The organism is Sphingomonas sp. CFBP 13603, from assembly GCF_014892665.1.
Classification (GTDB): domain Bacteria; phylum Pseudomonadota; class Alphaproteobacteria; order Sphingomonadales; family Sphingomonadaceae; genus Sphingomonas.
Genome location: NZ_JADBIA010000007.1, coordinates 97,097 through 118,356 on the forward strand (window position 1 = coordinate 97,097; position 21,260 = coordinate 118,356).

The following is a 21,260-nucleotide window of genomic DNA, read 5'->3' on the forward strand; positions in this document are numbered from 1 at the left end:
CGCCGATGGGCTTCTTCCGCATTTTCGCCAAGATCATCTTCGGGTTCGTCCTGATCACCGTCGCCTGGGTCGGGATCTATCGGTTCGTGCCGGTGCCATTCACGTGGACGATGATGGGCGACGTGCTCAACGGGCACGGCGTGACCAAGGACTGGATGCCGCTGTCGGAAATGGATCCGGACATGGCACGCGCGGCGATCGCCGGCGAGGATTCGCGGTTCTGTTCGCATCATGGCTTTGATTTCAAAGCGATGGCAGGCGCGGCGGCGCGCAACGCGCAGGGCGGACGGATCCGCGGCGGCTCGACCATCAGTCAGCAGACTGCGAAGAACGCGTTCCTGTTCCAGGGCGGCGGTTATCTGCGGAAGGCGTTCGAGGCGTATTTCACCGTGCTGATCGAGGCGATGTGGCCGAAGCGGCGGATCATGGAGGTGTATCTCAACATCGCCGAGACGGGTATCGGGACGTACGGCGCGAACGCCGGGGCGATTCGGTATTTCAACCACGATGCTTCGCGGCTGTCGCCGACGGAGGCGGGGCGGATTGCCGCTGTTTTGCCGCTGCCGAAGAAGCGGGCTGCGATCGATCCTCATGGTTTCGTGCGGAAGCATGGGAACACGCTGTCGCGGCGGGTTTCTGTAGTTCGGAACGATGGGTTGGACAGTTGCCTGCGATCCTAAACCACGTTCGTCACCCCGGACTTGTTCCGGCATGACAGATCGGGTGTTGCAACTGCCCTTCCCACTCCATTGTTCTTCCGCGAAGCGGTAGCCCAGTCTGGGTCTCCGCCCTCGCGAGGGAACACTTTAGTTTACTGCGTTGACTTCTCGACCGCGTCGCCAGCCTTGTCGGCTGCACTACCGACGCTCTTCGCCGCCGAAGTGATCGCGGCGTCCTTGCTGTTCTGCGCGCCTTGGCGGCTGAACAGGTAATAGCCGCCGATCAGCACCGCAATTAACAACACGACGGCGATCAGCGTGCCGCCACCGCCGCTTCGGCGCTCGATAACGGTGGTGTGGGTGGTCGGGGTTTCGACGATACGCTCTTCGGCCATTTTGCCTCTCCCTGATTACTGGAGAGCGCAACGCCGGCCGAAGAGCGATTGTTCCCGCGCCGAAACGAACCCGATTTGGTTCAGAACGGCAGCTTGAAACCTGGCGGCAGTTGCAACCCGCTCGTCATCTTCGACATCTCGGTACCCGACACCGCATCCGCCTTCGCCCGCGCGTCATTGAACGCAGCCGTGAGGAGGTCCTCGAGCATCTGCTTCTCGCTCACCTGCATCAGCGAATCGTCGATCGCGATGTTGATGATGCGGCCCTTGGCGGACGCCTTCACCTTGACCAGACCGCCGCCGGACGCGCCCTCGACCTCGATCGTATCGAGACTGGCCTGAGCCTTTTCGAGTTCGCTCTGGACGTTCTGCGCCATCGCGAGGATTTCATCGATATTCTTCATGCGTTGCTCCTTTGGCCGGGCCACGATTCTAGCTGGGCGTCGGGAAACGCTGCCACCGCGGCCTTCATGATGGGGGATTCGAGAATAGCCTGGCGCACTGCAGCGTCGGCGGCGTCCTGCGCCTCGCGCAGCGTCGGCGCGCCAGGGGCGTCGACGATCGACACTTTCCACGCGGTTCGCGTTACGCTCTTCAACAGCGTGTTGAGTTCGGCGAGCGTGTCGGCCGAGACTGGACGGCTGCCGCTCAGGACGAATTCGGGCGGCGAGTAACTGACGACGCGTGCGCCGTGACGAAGACGCGCGGCGATCGCGAGGCCGCCCGATTCGTCGAGCAGATCGACCAGCGCTTCGAACGTCGGCGGCAGGATCGGGCCGGTCGCGACGGGTTCGGGCGCCTTCGCTGCTGATCCAGCGTTCCAGGGCGGCGCTTCGCCGGACGGGGGTGTAGGTGGCGGCGGCGCCGTTGGTGTAGCCGCCGGGGCCGCACCGCTGGCGATCTGGCGGGCAAGCTCGCCGGGGTCGGGCAGCGTCGAGGCGTAGATCGCGCGCAACAGCGCCATCTCTGCGGCCTCGATCGGCAGCGCGGCCTTGGCGACCTCGTCATGCCCCTTGAGGAACAACTGCCACAGGCGGTGCAGCGCGGGATAGCCGAGCGATGCCGCCCATTCCTCGCGTGCCGCACGCTCCTCAATCGGCTGCGCGGCGTCCGGCGGCGTGCCGACCTTGGTCAGCGTGATGCCGTGGACGGTTTCGAGCAGCGACCGCAGCACCGACAGCGGGTCGACGCCGTAGTCATATTGGCGGCGCATCGAGGCGAGCGCCCCTGCCCCGTCGCCGGCGAGGATCAGGGTCAGCAGATCGCGCACTGCGCCCCGGTCCGACAAACCGAGCATCTGGCGCACTGCGTCCGCGGTCACGCCGCCGCCTTCGAGCCCGGCATGCGCGATCGCCTGGTCGAGGATCGACAGGCCGTCGCGCGCGGAGCCTTCCGCGGCGCGGGCGATCAGCATCAGTGCCTCGGGATCGGCTGTGACGCCTTCTTCGGTCGAGACCCAGGCAAAGTGCTTCGCCAATTGCTCGGCGGAAATGCGACGCAGGTCGAACCGCTGGCAGCGCGAGAGCACCGTCACCGGTACCTTGTTAACTTCGGTCGTCGCGAACAGGAATTTTACGTGGGGGGGCGGCTCCTCCAGCGTCTTCAGCAGCGCGTTGAACGCGTTCTTCGACAGCATGTGGACTTCGTCGATGATATAGATCTTGAACCGTGCGGTGACGGCCGAATAGCGTGACGCGTCGATGATCTCGCGGACGTCGTCGACACCGGTATGGCTCGCCGCATCCATCTCGATCACGTCGATGTGGCGGCCCTCGGCGATCGCGCGGCAGGGTTCGCAAACGCCGCATGGGTCGATCGTCGGGCCGCCATTGCCGTCAGGGCCGATGCAGTTGAGTGCCTTGGCGATCAGGCGGGCGGTCGACGTCTTGCCGACACCGCGGACGCCGGTCATCAGGAACGCGTGGGCGAGCCGATCGCGCTTGATCGCGTTGCCGAGCGTCTGGACCATCGCGTCCTGGCCGATCAGTTCGGAAAAGGTCTGCGGACGGTATTTGCGCGCGAGCACGCGGTAGGCGGCATCCCCTTTTTGGGCTGGCGTCTTGGCCGGTTGCAGGGGTTCGCCCAAGTCGAAGGAATCTGACATTGGGGGCTATATAAGCGGTTTGGCGGCGCTGTCGAAGGGAGAGACATTCGGTAAACGACGTCTGTAACTAGAAGCAGCAAAAACTACTCCGTCACCCCGAACTTGTTCCGGGGTCCACCGTTCCGCGTACTCGCAGCCATCGATCGTGGGGCACCGTGGATGCCGGAACGAGCCGGGCATGACGGATCAGCAACCGCTGACAAGCTGAGCCATTCAGGGAAATTACGGAAGAAGTATTAGAAGTGCGCTGCGGCTAAGCCGCATCGTCAGTCGGCGCCTTGCGCCGCTGGCCGCGCTCACGTTTGCTTGCAAACGTTCGCGGTGGGAGCCGGGACGACCCGTAGCTGAGTCGTTGTGGCTGCTTCCTTCCGGATCTGACCAAGTTGGCGACGACCACGTCCGCCCGACTCCCGCGGCGCATATGGCGGGGTCGGGCGGGATGATCAAGCCGCTTTAGTATTCGCGGCCATTCGATCAGCGGCTGACGCGAACCGTGCGGCAGACGCGCTGACGGTGATGGTTGCGATAGACGTTGCGGCAAACCTGGCGCGTGCGCACGGCGTGGCGACCGTAGCCAGGGCGGCGGTCGTCGTGGCGAACGACGGTGCGCTCGTGGACAACGGTGCGCTGTGCAGAGGCTTCGGCGGCGATGCCGACCGGCGCAAGACCGGTGAGTGCGACGAGACCGGCGGCGGCGAGGGTGAACAACTTCATGATAATCTCCTTATTGGTGCGGGCCCTCCCGAGCCCAGCAACCTATGTTACCAAACCAAGGACAGTCGTTACGGTTCCGTATCAGCGACGGAAGCAGCGACGGACCGGGCCGTAATAGCCACGCTCTATCCGACAGACGACGCGTGAGCGGCCGTATCCGCGGGGTCCGCGATAGCCGTAGCCGCCGCCGCGGTAGCCGTGATCGCCGCGGTATCCGCCGCCATAGCCACGGTAGCCACGATCTCCACCGCGCCAGCCACGGTCACCGCGCCAGCCGCGATTGCCATGCCGTCCGCGGTCGTCGTGCCAGCCACCACCGCTGCGGGGGCCGTCCCAGCCGTGGCGCTGCGCATCGGCGGGTGCCGCGGCGAACAGGGTCCCCGCGGCCAGGGCGCCAGCGGCGAACATTGCGATGATCTTCATGTCCGGTACTCCTCTCAAGACCTCGTACATTGAGGCGATGAGGGGATAGTGTGGCCGCGGCCGTGGACGGTCCCTGAACCGCCCGTTGTCTTGCTGTAAGCTTTGCCGACCTAAGCCGGGATGCGGACGATCAAGCCGTCGAGCGTATCGGTCAGCCGGATCTGGCAGGCGAGCCGACTGGTGCGCGTCGCGTTGTGCGCGAGATCGAGCATGTCCTCCTCGTCCTCGCTTGCGGGCTGCAGTTTGGGGAAATCGGCAGCATCGACGATGACATGACAGGTCGCGCAAGCGAGTTGGCCTTCGCAAGTGCCTTCGAGCGACTGGTTGTCGGCTTGGGCGACGTCGAGCAGGCGGTCGCCTGGGCTGGCCGTAACGCTGCTAACCGTGCCGTCGCGGGCGATGAAGTGGACGATCATGGCCATTGCGCCTGGGCTGCGGCGACGATCGCGTCGATCGCGTCGAGGAGTTCGGTTTCTGTGGTGTAGCGGCCGAAGCCAAGGCGGATGCTGGACCGCGCCTGCGCTTCGGTGAGGCCGATCGCGCGGAGGACGTGGCTGGAGCGGCCAGACCCGCTGGCGCAGGCGGACCCGGCGGAGAAGGCGATCTCGCGAAGGTCGGACATCAGGCGGTTCACGTCGAGGTTTGTGCGGCGGACGTTGAGGTTGCCGTGGTAGCGGTGTTCGGTCGAACCGTTGATCGTCCAGCCGGGGCCGAGGCGATCGAGCGCGAGCGACCAAAGGCGGTCGATGTGCGCGGCGTCCTGATCCTTGCGGTCGGCCATGAGGTGCGCGGCGACGCCGAAGCCTGCGCAGAGTGCGGGTGACAGCGTGCCCGAGCGGCCGGGGGCTTCCTGTGCGCCGCCGTGCATCAACGGCGCGAGGTCGACGCCGTCACGGATCCAGAGTGCGCCGATGCCTTTGGGGCCGTGGATCTTGTGCGCGGAGATGGCAATCAGATCGACGGTATCGGGGATCGGAACGCGGCCATAGCCTTGCACCGCGTCGCAGAGCATCAGCGCGCCGGCTGCGTGAGCGATCTCGGCAAACGCGGCGATCGGCTGGATGACGCCGATCTCGTTGTTGACGAGCATCGCGGCGACGAGGCGGGTGCCAGGGCGGATCATGGCGCGGGCCTGGTCGAGGTCGACCACGCCGTCTGGGTTGACCGGGAGGATCGTGACTTGGCGCCCCCTCGCCGCTTCGGCTGCGACCGTGTCGAGGACGGCAGCGTGTTCGGTGGCGAGCGTGACGATCGGGCCGGTCGTGCCCTTGATCGCCCAGTTTAGTGCTTCGGTGGCGCCGCCGGTGAAGGCGACGCGGCCGCCGGGTGGGAGCCGCTGGGCGACTTGGTCGCGGGCGACTTCGACGGCTGCTTTGGCGCGGCGACCTTCGCGGTGGGGGGAGTGCGGGTTGGCGTGCTGTGATTCGAGCCACGGGAGCATCGCGGCGAGCGCTTCGGGCGCGAGCGGGGTCGTCGCCTGGTAGTCGAGGTACGTCATGCCCCCAGTCTCCCAGGGCGCTTTATGTCCTGGGCGATCCGCGTCCAGGCTTCGGCGAACTTCGCGACGTCTTCGACCGTCGTGGTCCAGCCGAAGCTGACGCGGACGACTTCGGCGGCGGCTTCGGGGGAATATCCCATTGCGGCGAGCACGTGGCTAGGGCGCATGCTGCCCGACGAACACGCACTGCCCGCGGAGACCGCGAAGCCGGCCATATCGAGACGGATCAATTGTGCCGCGGAGCTTACGCCGGGCATGCGGTAGGAGGCGATCGTGGTGATGCGGGGGGAGTTTTGCGCGATGATCTCGCCGCCGCCCGCCAGGATCGCTTCGTCGAGTTTGGCGCGAAGGTCGGGCATGTCGGCGAACCAGTCGCGAGGCGCTTCGAGCGCGGCGGCGAAACCCAGCGCGCCGGGCAGGTTCTCGGTGCCGCCACGGTAGCCACGCTCCTGCCCGCCGGTCGGATCGAGCAGGCCGAGATCGCGGACCAGCAGCGCGCCGATGCCGGGAGGGCCGCCGAGCTTGTGCGCGGAGACGATGATCATGTCAGCATCGGGGAGCGGGAGTTTGGCGGCGGTCTGGGAGCAATCGGCTATCCAGAGACAGGTAGGCCGATCTTGCAGGACGCCGGTTTCACTGTTCGCGGATTGCAGCGCGATCGTCTGGGCGCCATCTCCGTTCGCGACGATACCGCCTGCGTCGACCTCCAGCATCACCGGCTGCTCGGCCGAGCGCAGGACTGCATCATGCTCGACCGCCGCCACCGCAACACCGGGACGGCCACGCAACGCCAGCGTTGCGGACTCGCTCGCGCCGCTCGTCAGGATCACGTGATGCGGCCAATCCAGCGCCTTGGCGATCCGCTTGCGCGCGGCCTCCAGCGCAGCCCGCGCCGCCCGCCCCTCGGCATGCGGCGAGGAGGGGTTCGCCCAGCGCGCCATACCTTCCATTACCGCCGCGATAGCCTCGGGGCGCATCGGCGTGGTGGCGGCATGATCAAGGTAGATACGCGAGTCGTTACGGGCCAGGGTCGGTTCCAATTGCGAAAAGGGGCTCGTTCCCTATATAGCGTCGATAATCCGGCACTCCACCCGAGTGCGTATCCCAGCTCGCGAGTGCCCATGCCAGAAGTCATTTTCCCCGGTCCCGAAGGCCGTCTCGAAGGTCGTTTTGCGCCGGGGCCACGTCCGCGCGCACCCGTCGCGATGATCCTGCACCCGCATCCGTCGGCCGGTGGCACGATGAACAACGCGATCGTGCAGCAGCTCTACAAGACCTTCCAGCGGCGTGGCTTCGCGACTTTGCGGTTCAACTTCCGCGGCGTCGGCAAGAGCCAGGGCGTGTTCGACAACGGCGTCGGCGAGCTGAGCGATGCGGCGAGCGCGCTCGACTGGGTCCAGAGCTTCCACCCCGAGGCGCAGACGACCTGGATCGCGGGCGTCAGCTTTGGCGCGTGGATCGGCATGCAGTTGCTGATGCGCCGGCCGGAGATCCGTGGGTTCATTTCCGTGGCACCGCCGGCGAATCTGTACGACTTCACGTTCCTCGCGCCGTGCCCTTCGTCGGGCATCATCATTCAGGGCGAGGCCGACGAGGTCGCGACGCCGGGCGCTACGCAGAAGCTGGTGGATAAGCTGCGGACGCAGAAGCACATCACGATCCATCACGACACGATCCCGAAGGCTAACCACTTTTTCGAGCACGAGATGCCCGAGTTGATGGGGAGCGTGGACAAGTATCTCGACATGCGTTTGGACCCGAACTCACCGATCCGGTGATTTTCCTTCTCCCCTCGGGGAGAAGGTTGCGCGCCAGCGTGGGATGAGGGGGAGTTGGGGATCGATACGCTATCCCCAACTTCCCTCTCCCTTCCCACCGCAAGCGCGGCGGGCCCCTTCCCTCTCCCCGCAGGGGCGAGGGAGGTTAGAGCGTCCAGATCGCTACGTTGGCCAGCAGGACTGCGGCCATTACCAGCATGAGCACGCCCTTTTTCGTATCGCGCTTCTTTACGATCAGCGCGGTCCCGCCGATCAGGCAGGCGAACATGCCCAGCATGGCGATGGCGGGTGCGGCGGCGGCGATGCTGGTAAGGGTGGCGTTCATGCCGCTCGTTACGCCACCACGCTGCCGGATTGAAGCGCGTTGACTTCACGTCACCCGCAGCAATAGCCTGACGACTTCGATCGGATAGTCGGAGGTTTCATGCTCGTCATTCTCGCGTTGATCGCCGCGCAGACACCGACCCCAGCCGATTGCCGGTACGACAAGCCAGCGATGATGGCGCTCGACGAACGCGCGTTCGATCAGGCCATGACGGGCGGCTGGCGTACGCTCGCGAACACTGGTTGCGATGCGCAGGCGGCCGAGCTGATCGCCGAGTGGCGCGCGGCTCATCCCGCCAACCTACGCACCGCCGGGCTGCTGCAATGGCATGAAGGTCAGTTGCGCGCGAACGCGGGGCAGACGACGCGGGCGATCGCTCTGTTCGAGGCCGCGCGGAAACCGGTTGAAGAGGATGCGGGGTTTGGCTGGAACCTGTATGTCGACGGCAGCATCGCGTTCCTGCGTCGCGACCTCCCCGCATTGGACACCGCGCGGGCCAAGCTCGCCGCACTTCCCCGCCCCGCCGGCTATGCTCCGGTCGGTCCCGACGGCCAGCCTCGCGCCTATGCGTGGCCGATGAACCTGAACATTCTCGACGGGTTCGTCGCCTGCTGGAACCAGAGCTACAAGCAAGCTTATGCCTGCGCAAAACCGGCGGTGAAGATACTCCCGCCCTCGTGATCAGCCGGCGATCGCCTTGGCATAGGCGGTGAGGTCGACGTTGCCGCCGGACAGGATGACGAGCAGGCCGGGTTCGAGCTTCACCTTGCCAAAGAGCACCGCGGCGAGGCCGACCGCGCCGCCCGGTTCGATCACCAGGCGCAGTTTCTCCGCAGCCCAACGCTGCGCCGCTGCGATCTCCAGTTCGCTTACCGCCACGCCGGTCGCGTCGCGGCGGGAGAGGACGTCGAAGGTCAGCGGTGACACGCGTAAGGTCTGGAGCGAATCGCAGGCAGTTGGCGGCGGGTTGGGGCCGACGGGTTCGATCCAGGATGCCTCCAGCGAGCGGCGCATGTCGTCCCAGCCTTCGGGCTCGACGACGGTGATCGCGCTGTCTTTCAAGGCCAGCGCGATGCCTGCCGATAGACCACCGCCACCGCAGGGGATGACGACGCGGCTTGGTACGCCCATGCCGAGCGCCGCCATCTGCGCCGCCGCCTCGATCCCCGCGCTCCCCTGCCCCTCGATGATCCAAGGGTCGTCGAAGCTCGGGACCAGCGTCGCGCCCCTCGCTTCCGCCAGCCCTGCGGCGATCGTCTCGCGGCTCTCGGTGGCACGGTCGTAGGTCACCACCTCCGCGCCCAGTGCCAACGTCGATTCGCGCTTCAGTCGCGGCGCATCCGACGGCATCACGATCGTCGCCGCGATGCCGAGGCGTCTGGCCGCCCACGCCACGCCCTGCGCGTGATTGCCCGACGAGAACGCGACGACGCCTTTTTGTCGCGTCGCCTCGTCCAATGCGGTGAGCCGATGCCACGCACCGCGAATCTTGAAGGCGCCGATTGGTTGCAACGACTCGGCCTTGAAAGCTACCGGTACGCCCTTGATTTCACTGACGAACAGTGGCGTCAGCGGAAGGATGCGGGCAATCTTTTCTGCGGCGTCCCGCACACCCGCCCGGGTCGGTTGTCGCAAAATCGTCACACGCCGTCTCCTATCCGCCAAACGCTATTTACATGGGGGGCGCGTAACCCTAGATCGCGCTTCCGCTGCCCCATGGGACTTCCAACCGCAAGGCAGTGTTTTCGTAATTTGTCTCAGGACATTGGAGGTCCCTTGAATTGGTCAAGCATCATATCGCGCTGGGGTTAGCGAAAGCCCATTCGACCGCCGACACCTTCCACATCGGGAGCGGCATCGACATCGCTAAAGGGCGTCCGGTTAACCCGGTCACGCTCGTTCGTCCGCACGCTGCTGCGCGCGCCGCTCGGTTCTTCGTCGAGAAGTTCCCGGGTCGCTCGATGTATGCGGTGAAGGCGAACCCGTCTCCCGAACTCCTGCAGATCCTGTGGGACAATCGCATCACGCATTACGACGTGGCGTCGATCGCCGAAGTGCGCCTGGTCGCGCGGACGCTTCCCGAGGCTACGCTGTGCTTCATGCATCCGGTCAAGGCCGAGGAAGCAATCGCCGAGGCGTATTTCACGCACGGCGTCCGAACCTTCAGCCTCGACAGCCTGGAAGAGCTCGACAAGGTCGTTCGCGCTACGAAAGCCGCCGCCGACCTGACGTTGTGTGTGCGCCTGCGCGTGTCGTCGGAGCATTCGAAGCTGAGCCTCGCGTCGAAGTTCGGTGCGGCACCGCATGAAGCCAAGGAGTTGCTGTTCGCGGCCCGCCAAGCAGCGGACGCGCTCGGCATCTGCTTCCATGTCGGTTCGCAGGCGATGACCCCGGAGGCCTATTCGAACGCGATGGAGCGCGTCCGTGCGGCGATCGTCGAGGCGGCAGTCACGGTCGACGTCATCGACGTCGGCGGCGGCTTCCCGTCTTCGTATCCCGGCATGGAGCCGCCACCGCTCGAGCATTTCTTCGAGACCATCCACCGTGCGTTCGAATCGCTGCCCGTCAGCTATTCGTCCGAACTGTGGTGCGAGCCGGGCCGGGCATTGTGCGCGGAATATTCGTCGATCATCGTGCGCGTCGAAAAGCGTCGCGGGACCGAGCTGTATATCAACGACGGTGCGTATGGCGCGCTGTTCGACGCGGCGCATATCGGCTGGCGTTTCCCGACCGAGCTGCTCCGCGAACCGGACAGCCGTGCGAAGGACATGGAGTTCAGCTTCTACGGTCCGACGTGCGACGACATGGACTATATGGTCGGCCCGTTCATGCTGCCTGCGGACACGCAGGCGGGCGATTATATCGAGATCGGCATGCTCGGCGCGTACGGCTCGGCGATGCGGACCGCGTTCAACGGGTTCGGATCGGACGAGACGGTGATCGTCACCGACGAGCCGATGGTCTCGCTGTATGACGAGCGGTTCCAGGACCTCGCGTCGAACGTCGTCAAGCTGTAACCAAGCTTTAGTACCGCGCCCTTCTTCCTCCCCTCCCGTTTACGGGAGGGGTCGGGGGAGGGCTTGTCCGCGAGCGTGGCGTTCGCGGATATTTCAGTCCCTCCCCTAACCCCTCCCGCAAGCGGAAGGGGGATTTATGGAGCATGTTATGACCGAAGACACCCGCATCGACGCGCAGCGCAAGGCGGAACTCCTTTCCACCACCGTCGAGCATATCGACATCACCAGCTTCGACGCGCGGCCGATCGTCGACGCGATGAAGAAGATGTCGTTCACCAGCCGCGATCTCGGCCGTGCGACCGACATCTACAACCAGATGCTGGCCGACAAGGACTGCACGATCTTCCTCGTGATCGCGGGCTCGACGAGCGCCGGCGGTTGCATGGACCTGTATGCCGAGCTGCTACGCAATAACATGATCGACGGCATCGTCGCGACCGGCGCGACGATCGTCGACATGGATTTCTTCGAGGGCCTCGGCCACAAGCATTACCAGGCGCTCGAAGTGCCGCACGACGACGTGCTGCGCTCGTTGATGATCGACCGAATCTACGACACCTACATCGACGAGGAAGAGCTCCAGCACGTCGACCACACGATCTTCGAGATCGCCGAGACGCTCGAGCCGCGCGCCTATTCGAGCCGCGAGTTCATCCGCGAGATGGGCAAGTATCTCGTCGAGCACGGCAAGAAGGAGAACAGCCTCGTCAAGCTCGCCTATGAGCATGACGTGCCGATCTTTTGCCCGGCATTCGTCGATTCGTCGGCCGGCTTCGGTCTGGTCAAGCACCAGGTCGACGCGGTGAAGGCGGGCAAGCCGTACATGGTCCTCGACGCGATCGCCGACTTCCGCGAGCTCACCGAGATCAAGATCAAGGCGGGCACCACGGGCCTGCTGATGATCGGTGGCGGCGTGCCGAAGAACTTCATCCAGGACACCGTCGTCTGCGCCGAGATCCTCGGCCATGACGACGTCCAGGTTCACAAGTACGCGGTGCAGATCACGGTTGCCGACGTGCGCGACGGTGCGTGCTCGTCGTCGACGCTGCAGGAAGCGGCTTCGTGGGGCAAGGTCAACACGGGCATCGAGCAGATGGTGTTCGCGGAAGCGGGTTCGGTGATGCCGCTGCTCGCGTCGGATGCGTATCATCGTGGGCTCTGGAAGGACCGTCCGGTCCGCAAGTGGGGCGCAAGCTTCGACTGAGGCGGACCGACTGACGGTTGATTGACGGTTGATTGACGGTTGATTGACGGTTGATTGACGGTTGATTGACGGTTGATTGACGGTTGATTGACGATCGTCCCAGGGCCGTTCTCCTGCGTAGGCAGGAAAACGGCCCTGGGACGATTGATTCCGGCAAAAGCAGCGAAATCCACCTCGCGCGTTTGCCAAGCCTTCCCCCGCTTCCCTTCCATCGTGTAGCATCGCGGCATGACCTTCGATCGCCGCTCGCTCCTGTCGCTACCCCTGGCCGCTGGCATTGCGCCGGCCGCATTCGCGCAAGCCACTGCGCTGCCTGGACCTTCGGACATTCCGGTCTGGCCACCCGCCGAGCATTTTCTGCTCTGGCCAGGTATCCCCGCTGGCGCGCCGAACCCGCTCCCTCGACCGAACCCGGAGATCGCGGCCCGAGAGAATGGGTATCGCGACATCAAGATGCGCGGCGTCGCGCGGCCTGAGGTCGGTGTGTTCCGACCGCAGCGTCCCGATGGTCGCGCGGTGCTGGTGATGCCCGGCGGCGGCTATTATCTCACGTCGCTGCGCAACGAGGGAATCGATGTCGCGCGCGTCCTGAACGGCTTCGGGATCACCGTGTTCGTGCTGAGCTATCGCCTGCCCTGTGAAGGCTGGGCCGACCGCGCCGACGTGCCGCTGGCCGATGCGCAGCGGGCAATGCGACTGATCCGCGCCAATGCGCGCGCCTATCGCATCGACGCGCGCAAGCTTGGCGTGCTCGGGTTTTCCGCAGGCGGTCATCTGGCGGGATCGGTGACCGTCCTCCACGATTACCGAGCATACAGCCCGATCGACGCCACCGATCGCCATTCCGCACGCCCGGCCTTTGCCGGACTGATGTATGCGGTGTCGAACGTCGATCCGGGTCGCAGCCATGGCGGTTCACGTGCCAACCTGCTGGGTCCCGATCCGTTGCCGGCGGTGCAGGCGCGTTACGCGATCGATCGTCAGCTGCGCCCCGGGACGCCGCCGCTGTTCCTGTTGCATGCCGAGGACGACAAGACCGTACCGGTTGCGAACACGGTGGATATGCTCGCCGCCGCCCGGCGCGTCGATATTCCGACCGAGGCGCACTTCCTGCAACATGGCGGGCATGGTTTCGGCACGCGCTTGTCGCCGCGATCGCCGGGATCGCTATGGCCGCAATTGTTCGATCGCTGGATGGGCGAATCGGTCGCCGGCTGAGGCGCCACGAGGTTGGGCCGGTGCGGCCGGGACCCGCCGCGCAGTTCGGACGTTCTCTTTCCATACGGGAGATCGCCGATGACTCAGCCGCACGCCAAACCGCGCACTGTCTTCTATGAGAATGGCGAGGTGGTCATCGATGGGCCAGACGGCGCGATAATCTCGCTGACGCCCGAGGCGGCGTTGCAGACCGCGGGTCGACTCGACGAAGCGGCGCTCGATGCACTGATCGCACGCGCCCGGGACGACATCGCTCACTGATATTTTCAGGGCCGCTAGCGGGTTAGCTTCATGCCTCCGTCGTAACCCTCGATGACTGCGATACCGGTATAGTTGCGGACGCTTGGATGACCTGCGTCCGGCAAATGCCCCGGCTGATGGGTTTCGGTCAGGATCAGGATGTCTGCACCTGCTGCCTCGGCCGAGGCGATACCGGCGGCGGCGTCCTCGAACACGAGGCAGTCGGTTGCTGCGACCTTGAGTCGCTCCGCGCCAAGCAGGAAGCAATCAGGCGCAGGCTTGCCGTTGGCGACGTCTTCCGCGGCGATCATGGTTGCGGGGATCGGCAACCCGGCGGCCTTCAACCGTACTTCGGCCAGCGCGCGTGGGGCCGAGGTCACGATCGTCCACCGTTCGGGCGGCAGGCTGGCCAGGAAGGCCGCGGCGCCGGCGATCGGCTTGACGTCGTCGACGTCCTCCATCTCTGCTGCCGTGATCGCGGCGGCCTCCGCGACCGGATCGACACCGGGAAGGCCAAGCCGGCGGATCGTCTCGACCGACTGCACGCCGTGAATCGTCGGCACGAACGTCGCGGCGTCGAGGCCATGCGCGATCGCCCATTTGGTCCATGTGCGCTCGGCGGAGGCGATCGAGGTGAGGATCGTGCCGTCCATGTCGAACAGGAAGGCGGCGTAGGTGCGAGTCGGGAGAGTCATGCGGGTGCTCGTGGGGGAGGTTTGTGGGTTGGGCAAGGCGGTTCGGTTCAGCTCTCTGCACCACCCCGGCAAAGGCCGGGGCCCAATTGGCATGTCCGAGGTAACGGCGCGCCGCACTTAATCAGAATCGTCCCCCAATTGGGCCCCGGCCTTCGCCGGGGTGGTGGCAGTTCTGATAGTGGCGGCAGCAAAACCTGCCCCACAAAGAAAAGGCCGCTCCGGTTTCCCGAAGCGGCCTGTATTCCTATACCAAGCCGAAGCTTAGATGTCGTCGCCGAGTGCGCCCTTGACGCTGCCCTTGACGTTCTGCGCAGTGCCCTTAGCCTGCTGCGCTTCGCCTTCGGCTACCAGCTTCTCGTTGTCAGTCGCCTTGCCGACGGCTTCTTTGACGTTACCTGCAACCTTGTTGCCTGCTGCTGCGACCTTGTCGGTGAACTCGCCCATCAGAGCCTCCACTTGCTTTTGCGGACCCGCCAACCGGGCCGCTTGAACTTGCAGAGGTATAACGGCCGTCTTTACCGTGGGTTCCGTGACGTTTGCGTCATGACCTATGTTTCAGATCAGTCCCGCCAGCGGGCTAGACGGATCGGCATAGCGACGCTGACCCATCCGCCCGGCGCGGTATGCGAGCCGCCCCGATTCGACCGCGGCCTTCATCGCGGCGGCCATCATCAGCGGGTCCTTCGCCTCGGCGATCGCGGTGTTCATCAGCACGCCGTCGCAGCCGAGTTCCATCGCTACCGCCGCATCGGACGCGGTACCGACGCCGGCGTCGACCAGCACGGGCACCCCTGCCCCCTCGACGATCAGGCGGATCGTCACGCGGTTCTGGATACCAAGGCCCGAGCCGATCGGTGCGCCCAGCGGCATGATCGCGACCGCGCCGGCGTTCTCGAGGCGCTTGGTGGCGATCGGATCGTCGACGCAATATACCATCGGCTTGAAGCCCTCATTGGCGAGTATCTCGGTCGCGCGGAGCGTCTCGACCATGTCGGGATAGAGCGTCTTGGCTTCGCCGAGCACTTCGAGCTTCACCAGCTCCCAGCCGCCCGCCTCGCGCGCTAGTCGCAGCGTGCGAATCGCCGATTCGGCATCGAAGCAGCCGGCGGTGTTGGGGAGGTAGGTGATCTTCTTGGGGTCGATGAAGTCGGTCAGCATCGGCGCGTTACGATCGGACACGTTGACGCGGCGGACGGCGACGGTGACGATCTCCGCGCCCGACGCCTCGACCGCAGCGGCGTTCTGCGCGAAATCCTTGTACTTGCCAGTGCCGACGATCAGCCGAGACTTGAAGGTCTGGCCTGCGACGGTCCAGCTGTCCTCATGGTCGCCACCGCCGACGAAATGCACGATCTCGAGGTCGTCGCCGTCCTCGACCATCACGTTGGCCAAGGTCGAGCGCGGCACCACCTCCATGTTGCGCTCGACCGCGATCTTCTCGGGTACGAGACCGAGTTCAGTCGCGAGTCCTGCCAGCGAGAGCCCGGCGGAGACGCGCTTGTGCTCGCCGTTGACGGTGATCGAGACGGTGCCATCGGAATGGGGCATGGGTGTATGGTCCACTATATAGCGAAGGCGCGGCTCGACTTGTCGCGAGACGGGCCTGTAAGGAATGGCGTGACGCGCATATAGAGACCGCTCCGCAGCACTCGCAACCGACCCGTAACCGAAAGGCCGCCCTTGCCCGATACGATATTCGTCCTGAACGGCCCCAACCTCAACCTGCTGGGAACGCGCGAGCCGGAAATCTATGGCGACGAGACGCTCGACGACATCGCCGGGATGCTGGAGGACCGCGCCCGCGAGCTCGACTTGGAGATCGACATGCGCCAGTCGAATCACGAGGGTCACCTCGTCGACTGGATCCAGGAGGCGCAGGCGCGCGGTGCCAAGGCCGTGATCCTCAACGCGGGTGCGTTCACGCATACCTCGGTCGCGGTGCACGACGCGATCAAGGGCGTGAAGACGCCGGTGATCGAAGTGCATCTTTCCAATCCCCATACGCGTGAATCGTTCAGGCATGTGAGCCTGGTCGGTCAGGCGGCCAAGGGTACGATCGCGGGTTTCGGCGCGCTTTCGTATCTGCTCGCGCTTGAAGCCGTCGCACGGTTCTGACAGGAGGCCCCGCCATGAACGATACAACTGAAAACACGGGCGCAATGCAGGTCGACGTGACCCTGGTGCGCCAGCTCGCCGAACTGCTCGACACCACGCAGCTGACCGAGATCGAGGTCGAGGACGGCTCGCGCCGGATCCGCGTCGCGCGCAAAGCCGCCCAGGCAGCACCCGTCGCGCATTACGCGCAGGCGCCCGCCCCGGCCCCCGTCTCGGCACCGCTGTCGATCCCGCAGGCCGAGGTCGGTGCGTCCGCCCCCGCGATCAGCGCGAGCGCGGTCAAGTCGCCGATGGTCGGCACCGTCTATCTCGCCGCCAACCCCGAGGCGAAGCCGTTCTCGACGGTCGGCCAGAAGGTCAATGCGGGCGACACGCTGCTGATCATCGAGGCGATGAAGGTCATGAACACGATCGTAGCGCCGTCGGCCGGCACCGTGACCGCGATCCTGGTCGAGAACGGCCAGCCGGTCGAGTTCGACCAGCCGCTGGTCGTGGTCGAATAATGCCGCAAATCAAGAAGCTGCTCATTGCGAATCGCGGCGAGATCGCGCTGCGGATCCACCGTGCCTGCCACGAGATGGGCATCAAGACGGTCGCGGTGCACTCAACCGCCGACGCCGACGCGATGCATGTCCGGCTCGCGGACGAGGCGATCTGCATCGGACCGCCGTCCGCCGCGGACAGCTATCTGAACATCCCGAACATCATCTCGGCCGCCGAAATTTCGGGCGCGGACGCGATCCATCCCGGCTACGGCTTCCTCAGCGAGAACGCGCAGTTCGCCGAGATCGTCGAGCTTCACAACATCCTGTTCGTCGGGCCGAAGCCCGAGCACATCCGGACGATGGGCGACAAGGTCCAGGCCAAGCGGACCGCGGGCGCACTCGGGTTGCCGCTCGTCCCCGGTTCGGACGGCGCGATCAGCGACATCGCCGAGGCGAAGCGGATCGCCGAGTCGATCGGCTATCCGGTGATCATCAAGGCTGCGTCCGGTGGCGGTGGTCGCGGGATGAAGGTCGTCAACGACGCCGACGATCTCGAAACGCAGATGCAGCAGGCCGGTAGCGAGGCGAAGGCCGCGTTCGGCGACGCCACCGTCTACATGGAAAAATACCTCGGCAATCCGCGGCATATCGAATTCCAGATATTCGGCGACGGTGAGGGTAACGCGATCCATCTGGGCGAGCGTGACTGCTCGCTCCAGCGTCGTCACCAGAAGGTGCTCGAGGAAGCGCCCTCGCCGATCATCACCGCAGAAGAGCGCGAGCGGATGGGCGGGATCGTCGCCAAGGCGATGGCCGACATGGGCTATCGCGGCGCGGGGACGATCGAGTTCCTGTGGGAAGCGGGCGAATTCTACTTCATCGAGATGAACACCCGGCTGCAGGTCGAGCATCCGGTGACCGAGATGATCACCGGGCTGGATCTCGTTCGCGAGCAGATCCGCGTCGCTGAAGGTCATCCGCTGACGCTCCGCCAGGAGGACGTCCAGTTCCGCGGCCATGCGATCGAATGCCGCATCAACGCCGAGGACCCGCGCACGTTCGCGCCGTCGCCGGGGCTGGTGAAGGTGTATCATGCGCCGGGCGGGATGCATGTGCGCGTCGATAGCGGGCTGTATGCGGGGTATCGCGTGCCGCCTTACTACGACTCGATGATCGCCAAGCTGATCGTCTACGGGACGACGCGGCAGGGTGCGTTGCGGCGACTGCGGCGGGCGCTTGAAGAGATGGTGATCGAGGGCGTCACGACGACGATCCCGCTGCACCGTGCGCTGCTCGACGATCCTGAATTCCAGGAAGGCGCGTACACGATCAAGTGGCTGGAAGAGTGGTTGGCCAAGCAGGGGGCTTGAGCGCTCTACGGCACTAGGCTTGTTCTCCCGCAAAGGCGGGAGCCCAGTCTGGGCTCCCGCCTTCGCGGGAGAACAAGAAGTGGTTGGGCCTGGTTCTGGCCAAAGTTAGTTCGACATGACGGAGCATTCGTGAAGGCGACGATCTACCACAACCCGCGTTGCTCCAAGTCCCGCGAGGCGCTCACGCTGCTGCAAGAGGCAGGGGCGGACGTCACGATCGTCGAATACCTCAAGAACCCTCCATCCCGCGCGGAACTCGTCCGCCTGTACGACCGCGCCGGCATGACGCCGCGCCAGGGGCTCCGCATGGCCGAGGACGGCGCCAAGGCGGTCAAGCATGGCGACGCCGAGGCGATCCTCGATGCGATGATGATCGATCCGTTGCTGATCGAACGCCCGCTGGTCGAGACCGACAAGGGCGTCCGGCTCGGCCGCCCGATCGCGCGGCTGCACGAAATCCTGTGATCGGCGCCCCTGCCCTTACATTGCGCACGCACCTCCAAGGTGCCGCAATTTCGGGCAGCGAAATCAACGATATTCCGCGGTTGCCCGAGGGCGCTGCGGCTGGCACGCTTGGTGCAAGGCGCCCTTCAGGGCGGACGGCTCGCTCGCAAGGGCGAGGGTTTCAACAATCGGGGGCGTACCTGTGAAAAAGATCGAAGCCATCATCAAGCCGTTCAAGCTGGATGAGGTGAAGGAAGCGCTGCACGAGATCGGCGTGAGCGGCATCACCGTGACCGAGGCCAAGGGCTTCGGCCGGCAGAAGGGCCACACCGAACTGTACCGCGGCGCGGAATATGTCGTCGACTTCCTGCCCAAGGTGAAGCTCGAGGTCGTCGTCGAGGACGGGCTCGCGCAACGCGTCGTCGAGGCGATCGCTGCGGCCGCGCAGACCGGCCGGATCGGCGACGGCAAGATCTTCGTCATCCCGGTCGAGAGCGCGCTCCGCATCCGCACCGGCGAGCGCGACGACGACGCAATCTAGTTCCTAGCCATGCATATTGCGTTGACGACGAGTGACGACATCGTCATTTGACGCGACGCAACATTGTGTGGAAATTCCGTTCCATACCGCAATTAGATTCCCCGCATGATGCGGCGGAAATCTCAAAACGAAGGGCAAGCATCATGGCGAATTCGGCCTCCGACGTTCTCAATATGATCAAGGACCAGGAGATCGAGTGGGTCGATCTGCGGTTCACCGATCCCAAGGGCAAGTGGCAGCATCTGACGATGGTCGCGAGCCTGATCGGCGAAGACGAATTGACCGACGGCCTGATGTTCGACGGCTCGTCGATCGAGGGCTGGAAGGCGATCAACGAGAGCGACATGACGCTCAAGCCCGATCTCGATGCGGTCTATGTCGATCCGTTCTCGGCGACGCCGATGATGATCCTGATCTGCGACATCAGCGATCCGTCGACCGGCGAGCTGTACGCGCGCGATCCACGCTCGACCGCCAAGCGCGCCGAGGCGTATCTGCTGACCACCGGCGTCGGCGACACCGTGTATGTCGGCCCCGAAGCCGAATTCTTCATGTTCGACGACGTCCGCTTCGAGAACAGCTATTCGACGAGCTACTACAAGATCGACGACATCGAGCTGCCGGGCAATTCGGGTCGCGAATATGAGGGCGGCAACCTCGGCCACCGTCCGCGCGCCAAGGGCGGCTATTTCCCGGTCGCACCGGTCGATTCGGCCGTCGACATCCGCGGCGAGATGGTCTCGACGATGATCGAAATGGGCCTGCCCTGCGACAAGCATCACCACGAGGTCGCGGCCGCGCAGCATGAGCTGGGCCTGACGTTCGGCACGCTGACGCAGACCGCGGATCGCATGCAGATCTACAAGTACGTCGTCCACCAGGTCGCACATGCGTACGGCAAGACCGCGACATTCATGCCGAAGCCGATCAAGGAGGACAACGGTTCGGGGATGCACACGCATTTCTCGATCTGGGAAGGCAAGACCCCGCTGTTCGCAGGCAACGGCTATGCTGGCCTGAGCGACATGTGCCTGTATTTCATCGGCGGCATCATCAAGCATGCCAAGGCGGTCAACGCGTTCACCAACCCGTCGACCAACAGCTACAAGCGCCTCGTCCCCGGCTACGAAGCGCCGGTGCTGCTCGCTTACTCGGCGCGCAACCGCTCGGCATCGTGCCGCATTCCGTACGGCACCGGCCCCAAGGCGAAGCGCGTCGAAGTGCGTTTCCCGGACGCGCTGGCCAACCCGTATCTCGCTTATGCAGCGCTGATGATGGCCGGCATGGACGGCATTCTGAACAAGATCCATCCGGGCGAAGCGATGGACAAGAACCTGTACGACCTGCCGCCGGCAGAGTTGGCCCAGGTTCCGACCGTCGCGGGTTCGCTCCGCGAGGCGCTCGAATGCCTGCTCGCGGATCACGACTTCCTGCTGAAGGGCGACGTGTTCTCGAAGGACCAGATCGAGAGCTATGTCGAGATCAAGTACGCCGAGGTTGCGCGTTGGGAGATGACGCCTAGCCCGGTCGAGTATGACATGTACTACAGCGGATAAGGCGCGACCACGCTCGCGCCGATCCGCGCAGCGGATATCCGCTGTCGGCCGGCGTCGTGTAGCGACGACCGACGGCGTGGCTTTGCCACGTCGCTGAATTGGAAGAGGGCGCCCGGAGCAATCCGGGCGCCCTTTTTCTGTCAGGCCTAACGAACCCTCTTCCCGGCGCGTTCAATGGGAGCAGAGATCAGGCCGGCGCTCCTTCCGTCATTCCCGCGGAGGCGGGAACCCATACTGGCTGACGGCGCGATCGAAGCGCGAGCAGTCGAGTTTATGGATCCCCGCCTGCGTGGGAATGACGATGGGCTCGGTGACGACGAAAAGGTATGGCCCGGGATCCGCGCCAACCATGTTTCCCCGCGAAGGCGGGGACCCAGTCTGGGCTCCCGCCTTCGCGGGAGAACAAGAGGAGGTAGCCTCGATTAACTTCGCGCGTTGGGTTCGATTGATCGACCGCGTCCGGCACCCATATCCCGTCC

General features: G+C 64.9%; 26 protein-coding genes and 1 other RNA gene. 13 read left to right on the plus strand and 14 right to left on the minus strand.

The features are described 5' to 3' along the window. Window positions 1–5: 5 nt before the first annotated feature. Window positions 6–680, plus strand: a complete 675-nt coding sequence (mtgA, locus tag IFR23_RS12430) for a monofunctional biosynthetic peptidoglycan transglycosylase (RefSeq protein WP_192976191.1) — start codon at window positions 6–8, stop codon at window positions 678–680. 131 nt (window positions 681–811) lie between these two features. On the opposite strand, the gene IFR23_RS12435 is transcribed toward mtgA, so the two are convergent. From IFR23_RS12435 to IFR23_RS12475, 9 genes are all read right to left on the minus strand, one after another. Further along, entirely contained in the window at window positions 812–1,054 is a 243-nt protein-coding gene (locus IFR23_RS12435) for a hypothetical protein (protein ID WP_107963613.1), read from the minus strand. 80 nt (window positions 1,055–1,134) lie between these two features. Further along, a complete protein-coding gene (locus IFR23_RS12440; RefSeq protein ID WP_192238763.1) occupies window positions 1,135–1,458 on the minus strand; it encodes a YbaB/EbfC family nucleoid-associated protein in 324 nt (107 codons plus the stop codon). Then, the gene (locus IFR23_RS12445; protein WP_192976192.1) at window positions 1,455–3,158 is read right to left on the minus strand and encodes a DNA polymerase III subunit gamma/tau; all 1,704 of its coding nucleotides are present in this window, start codon (window positions 3,156–3,158) and stop codon (window positions 1,455–1,457) included. Before IFR23_RS12445 ends, IFR23_RS12440 begins: the two co-directional genes overlap by 4 nt. 319 nt (window positions 3,159–3,477) lie before the next feature. Next, window positions 3,478–3,571, minus strand: an RNA gene (gene ffs / locus IFR23_RS12450) — signal recognition particle sRNA small type. Between the two features lie 61 nt (window positions 3,572–3,632). Further along, window positions 3,633–3,872 (minus strand): hypothetical protein, encoded by a 240-nt coding sequence (locus tag IFR23_RS12455; protein WP_192976193.1) that lies wholly within the window; start codon window positions 3,870–3,872, stop codon window positions 3,633–3,635. A gap of 81 nt (window positions 3,873–3,953) precedes the next feature. After that, on the minus strand, window positions 3,954–4,295 hold the full coding sequence (locus tag IFR23_RS12460) for a hypothetical protein (protein ID WP_192976194.1): 342 nt from the start codon (window positions 4,293–4,295) through the stop codon (window positions 3,954–3,956). Between the two features lie 110 nt (window positions 4,296–4,405). Further along, window positions 4,406–4,711 carry a 2Fe-2S iron-sulfur cluster-binding protein gene (locus IFR23_RS12465; RefSeq protein WP_446740907.1) on the minus strand — a complete coding sequence of 102 codons (306 nt, stop codon included), beginning with the start codon at window positions 4,709–4,711 and terminating at the stop codon, window positions 4,406–4,408. Continuing rightward, window positions 4,708–5,793, minus strand: coding sequence for a cysteine desulfurase family protein (locus tag IFR23_RS12470; protein WP_192976196.1), 1,086 nt, complete (start codon window positions 5,791–5,793; stop codon window positions 4,708–4,710). The genes IFR23_RS12465 and IFR23_RS12470 overlap by 4 nt, the downstream gene beginning before the upstream one ends. Continuing rightward, complete coding sequence (locus tag IFR23_RS12475; protein WP_274599183.1) at window positions 5,790–6,833, minus strand: cysteine desulfurase family protein; 1,044 nt, start codon at window positions 6,831–6,833, stop codon at window positions 5,790–5,792. The genes IFR23_RS12470 and IFR23_RS12475 overlap by 4 nt, the downstream gene beginning before the upstream one ends. Window positions 6,834–6,914: 81 nt before the next feature. Between IFR23_RS12475 and IFR23_RS12480 the strand changes: the two genes are divergently transcribed. Further along, window positions 6,915–7,571 carry an alpha/beta hydrolase gene (locus IFR23_RS12480; RefSeq protein ID WP_056048342.1) on the plus strand — a complete coding sequence of 219 codons (657 nt, stop codon included), beginning with the start codon at window positions 6,915–6,917 and terminating at the stop codon, window positions 7,569–7,571. A 145-nt stretch (window positions 7,572–7,716) separates the two neighbouring features. Here the strand turns inward: IFR23_RS12480 and IFR23_RS12485 are convergent, their stop codons facing one another. Beyond that, window positions 7,717–7,896, minus strand: coding sequence for a hypothetical protein (locus IFR23_RS12485; RefSeq protein ID WP_107963617.1), 180 nt, complete (start codon window positions 7,894–7,896; stop codon window positions 7,717–7,719). A 99-nt stretch (window positions 7,897–7,995) separates the two neighbouring features. Between IFR23_RS12485 and IFR23_RS12490 the strand changes: the two genes are divergently transcribed. Next, window positions 7,996–8,577, plus strand: coding sequence for a hypothetical protein (locus tag IFR23_RS12490; RefSeq protein ID WP_192976197.1), 582 nt, complete (start codon window positions 7,996–7,998; stop codon window positions 8,575–8,577). Here IFR23_RS12490 and IFR23_RS12495 read toward each other — a convergent pair whose 3' ends face one another. Next, complete coding sequence (locus IFR23_RS12495) at window positions 8,578–9,540, minus strand: pyridoxal-phosphate dependent enzyme (RefSeq protein WP_192976198.1); 963 nt, start codon at window positions 9,538–9,540, stop codon at window positions 8,578–8,580. Window positions 9,541–9,677: 137 nt separating this feature from the next. Here IFR23_RS12495 and IFR23_RS12500 point away from each other — a divergent pair, with 137 nt between their 5' ends. The 4 genes from IFR23_RS12500 (at window position 9,678) to IFR23_RS12515 (ending at window position 13,596) form a co-directional block, all read left to right on the plus strand. Further along, entirely contained in the window at window positions 9,678–10,913 is a 1,236-nt protein-coding gene (locus tag IFR23_RS12500; RefSeq protein ID WP_192976199.1) for a type III PLP-dependent enzyme, read from the plus strand. Window positions 10,914–11,061: 148 nt separating this feature from the next. After that, window positions 11,062–12,117, plus strand: a complete 1,056-nt coding sequence (locus IFR23_RS12505; RefSeq protein WP_107955180.1) for a 1,9-bis(guanidino)-5-aza-nonane synthase — start codon at window positions 11,062–11,064, stop codon at window positions 12,115–12,117. A gap of 228 nt (window positions 12,118–12,345) precedes the next feature. After that, on the plus strand, window positions 12,346–13,335 hold the full coding sequence (locus IFR23_RS12510) for an alpha/beta hydrolase (RefSeq protein ID WP_192976200.1): 990 nt from the start codon (window positions 12,346–12,348) through the stop codon (window positions 13,333–13,335). Window positions 13,336–13,413: 78 nt separating this feature from the next. Continuing rightward, window positions 13,414–13,596 carry a hypothetical protein gene (locus tag IFR23_RS12515; RefSeq protein ID WP_107963623.1) on the plus strand — a complete coding sequence of 61 codons (183 nt, stop codon included), beginning with the start codon at window positions 13,414–13,416 and terminating at the stop codon, window positions 13,594–13,596. 14 nt (window positions 13,597–13,610) lie between these two features. Here IFR23_RS12515 and IFR23_RS12520 read toward each other — a convergent pair whose 3' ends face one another. From IFR23_RS12520 to thiS, 3 genes are all read right to left on the minus strand, one after another. Continuing rightward, on the minus strand, window positions 13,611–14,270 hold the full coding sequence (locus IFR23_RS12520) for an HAD-IA family hydrolase (RefSeq protein ID WP_192976201.1): 660 nt from the start codon (window positions 14,268–14,270) through the stop codon (window positions 13,611–13,613). Window positions 14,271–14,531: 261 nt separating this feature from the next. Further along, window positions 14,532–14,714, minus strand: coding sequence for a CsbD family protein (locus tag IFR23_RS12525; RefSeq protein ID WP_056050734.1), 183 nt, complete (start codon window positions 14,712–14,714; stop codon window positions 14,532–14,534). A gap of 111 nt (window positions 14,715–14,825) precedes the next feature. After that, on the minus strand, window positions 14,826–15,818 hold the full coding sequence (thiS, locus tag IFR23_RS12530) for a sulfur carrier protein ThiS (protein ID WP_192976202.1): 993 nt from the start codon (window positions 15,816–15,818) through the stop codon (window positions 14,826–14,828). Between the two features lie 132 nt (window positions 15,819–15,950). On the opposite strand from thiS, the gene aroQ reads away from it, so the two are divergent. The 6 genes from aroQ (at window position 15,951) to glnA (ending at window position 20,781) form a co-directional block, all read left to right on the plus strand. Next, a complete protein-coding gene (gene aroQ / locus IFR23_RS12535; protein ID WP_093399197.1) occupies window positions 15,951–16,385 on the plus strand; it encodes a type II 3-dehydroquinate dehydratase in 435 nt (144 codons plus the stop codon). Between the two features lie 14 nt (window positions 16,386–16,399). Next, on the plus strand, window positions 16,400–16,888 hold the full coding sequence (accB, locus tag IFR23_RS12540; RefSeq protein WP_056050738.1) for an acetyl-CoA carboxylase biotin carboxyl carrier protein: 489 nt from the start codon (window positions 16,400–16,402) through the stop codon (window positions 16,886–16,888). Then, window positions 16,888–18,240: an acetyl-CoA carboxylase biotin carboxylase subunit gene (gene accC / locus IFR23_RS12545; RefSeq protein WP_192976203.1), complete on the plus strand. Its 1,353-nt coding sequence runs from the start codon at window positions 16,888–16,890 to the stop codon at window positions 18,238–18,240. Before accB ends, accC begins: the two co-directional genes overlap by 1 nt. A 129-nt stretch (window positions 18,241–18,369) precedes the next feature. Next, a complete protein-coding gene (locus tag IFR23_RS12550) occupies window positions 18,370–18,705 on the plus strand; it encodes an arsenate reductase family protein (protein WP_192976204.1) in 336 nt (111 codons plus the stop codon). Between the two features lie 181 nt (window positions 18,706–18,886). Then, the gene (locus IFR23_RS12555) at window positions 18,887–19,225 is read left to right on the plus strand and encodes a P-II family nitrogen regulator (RefSeq protein ID WP_055875939.1); all 339 of its coding nucleotides are present in this window, start codon (window positions 18,887–18,889) and stop codon (window positions 19,223–19,225) included. A 143-nt stretch (window positions 19,226–19,368) separates the two neighbouring features. Beyond that, on the plus strand, window positions 19,369–20,781 hold the full coding sequence (gene glnA / locus IFR23_RS12560) for a type I glutamate--ammonia ligase (protein ID WP_056062965.1): 1,413 nt from the start codon (window positions 19,369–19,371) through the stop codon (window positions 20,779–20,781). Window positions 20,782–21,260: the final 479 nt, after the last annotated feature.

What these genes read in the sequence shown, in the direction of transcription:
- mtgA (WP_192976191.1), top strand. Translation starts at nt 6, where the DNA reads ATGGGCTTCTTCCGCATTTTCGCCAAGATCATCTTCGGGTTCGTCCTG.
- IFR23_RS12435 (WP_107963613.1), bottom strand. Translation starts at nt 1,054, where the DNA reads ATGGCCGAAGAGCGTATCGTCGAAACCCCGACCACCCACACCACCGTT.
- IFR23_RS12440 (WP_192238763.1), bottom strand. Translation starts at nt 1,458, where the DNA reads ATGAAGAATATCGATGAAATCCTCGCGATGGCGCAGAACGTCCAGAGC.
- IFR23_RS12445 (WP_192976192.1), bottom strand. Translation starts at nt 3,158, where the DNA reads ATGTCAGATTCCTTCGACTTGGGCGAACCCCTGCAACCGGCCAAGACG.
- IFR23_RS12455 (WP_192976193.1), bottom strand. Translation starts at nt 3,872, where the DNA reads ATGAAGTTGTTCACCCTCGCCGCCGCCGGTCTCGTCGCACTCACCGGT.
- IFR23_RS12460 (WP_192976194.1), bottom strand. Translation starts at nt 4,295, where the DNA reads ATGAAGATCATCGCAATGTTCGCCGCTGGCGCCCTGGCCGCGGGGACC.
- IFR23_RS12465 (WP_446740907.1), bottom strand. Translation starts at nt 4,711, where the DNA reads ATGATCGTCCACTTCATCGCCCGCGACGGCACGGTTAGCAGCGTTACG.
- IFR23_RS12470 (WP_192976196.1), bottom strand. Translation starts at nt 5,793, where the DNA reads ATGACGTACCTCGACTACCAGGCGACGACCCCGCTCGCGCCCGAAGCG.
- IFR23_RS12480 (WP_056048342.1), top strand. Translation starts at nt 6,915, where the DNA reads ATGCCAGAAGTCATTTTCCCCGGTCCCGAAGGCCGTCTCGAAGGTCGT.
- IFR23_RS12485 (WP_107963617.1), bottom strand. Translation starts at nt 7,896, where the DNA reads ATGAACGCCACCCTTACCAGCATCGCCGCCGCCGCACCCGCCATCGCC.
- IFR23_RS12490 (WP_192976197.1), top strand. Translation starts at nt 7,996, where the DNA reads ATGCTCGTCATTCTCGCGTTGATCGCCGCGCAGACACCGACCCCAGCC.
- IFR23_RS12505 (WP_107955180.1), top strand. Translation starts at nt 11,062, where the DNA reads ATGACCGAAGACACCCGCATCGACGCGCAGCGCAAGGCGGAACTCCTT.
- IFR23_RS12510 (WP_192976200.1), top strand. Translation starts at nt 12,346, where the DNA reads ATGACCTTCGATCGCCGCTCGCTCCTGTCGCTACCCCTGGCCGCTGGC.
- IFR23_RS12515 (WP_107963623.1), top strand. Translation starts at nt 13,414, where the DNA reads ATGACTCAGCCGCACGCCAAACCGCGCACTGTCTTCTATGAGAATGGC.
- IFR23_RS12520 (WP_192976201.1), bottom strand. Translation starts at nt 14,270, where the DNA reads ATGACTCTCCCGACTCGCACCTACGCCGCCTTCCTGTTCGACATGGAC.
- IFR23_RS12525 (WP_056050734.1), bottom strand. Translation starts at nt 14,714, where the DNA reads ATGGGCGAGTTCACCGACAAGGTCGCAGCAGCAGGCAACAAGGTTGCA.
- thiS (WP_192976202.1), bottom strand. Translation starts at nt 15,818, where the DNA reads ATGCCCCATTCCGATGGCACCGTCTCGATCACCGTCAACGGCGAGCAC.
- accB (WP_056050738.1), top strand. Translation starts at nt 16,400, where the DNA reads ATGAACGATACAACTGAAAACACGGGCGCAATGCAGGTCGACGTGACC.
- accC (WP_192976203.1), top strand. Translation starts at nt 16,888, where the DNA reads ATGCCGCAAATCAAGAAGCTGCTCATTGCGAATCGCGGCGAGATCGCG.
- glnA (WP_056062965.1), top strand. Translation starts at nt 19,369, where the DNA reads ATGGCGAATTCGGCCTCCGACGTTCTCAATATGATCAAGGACCAGGAG.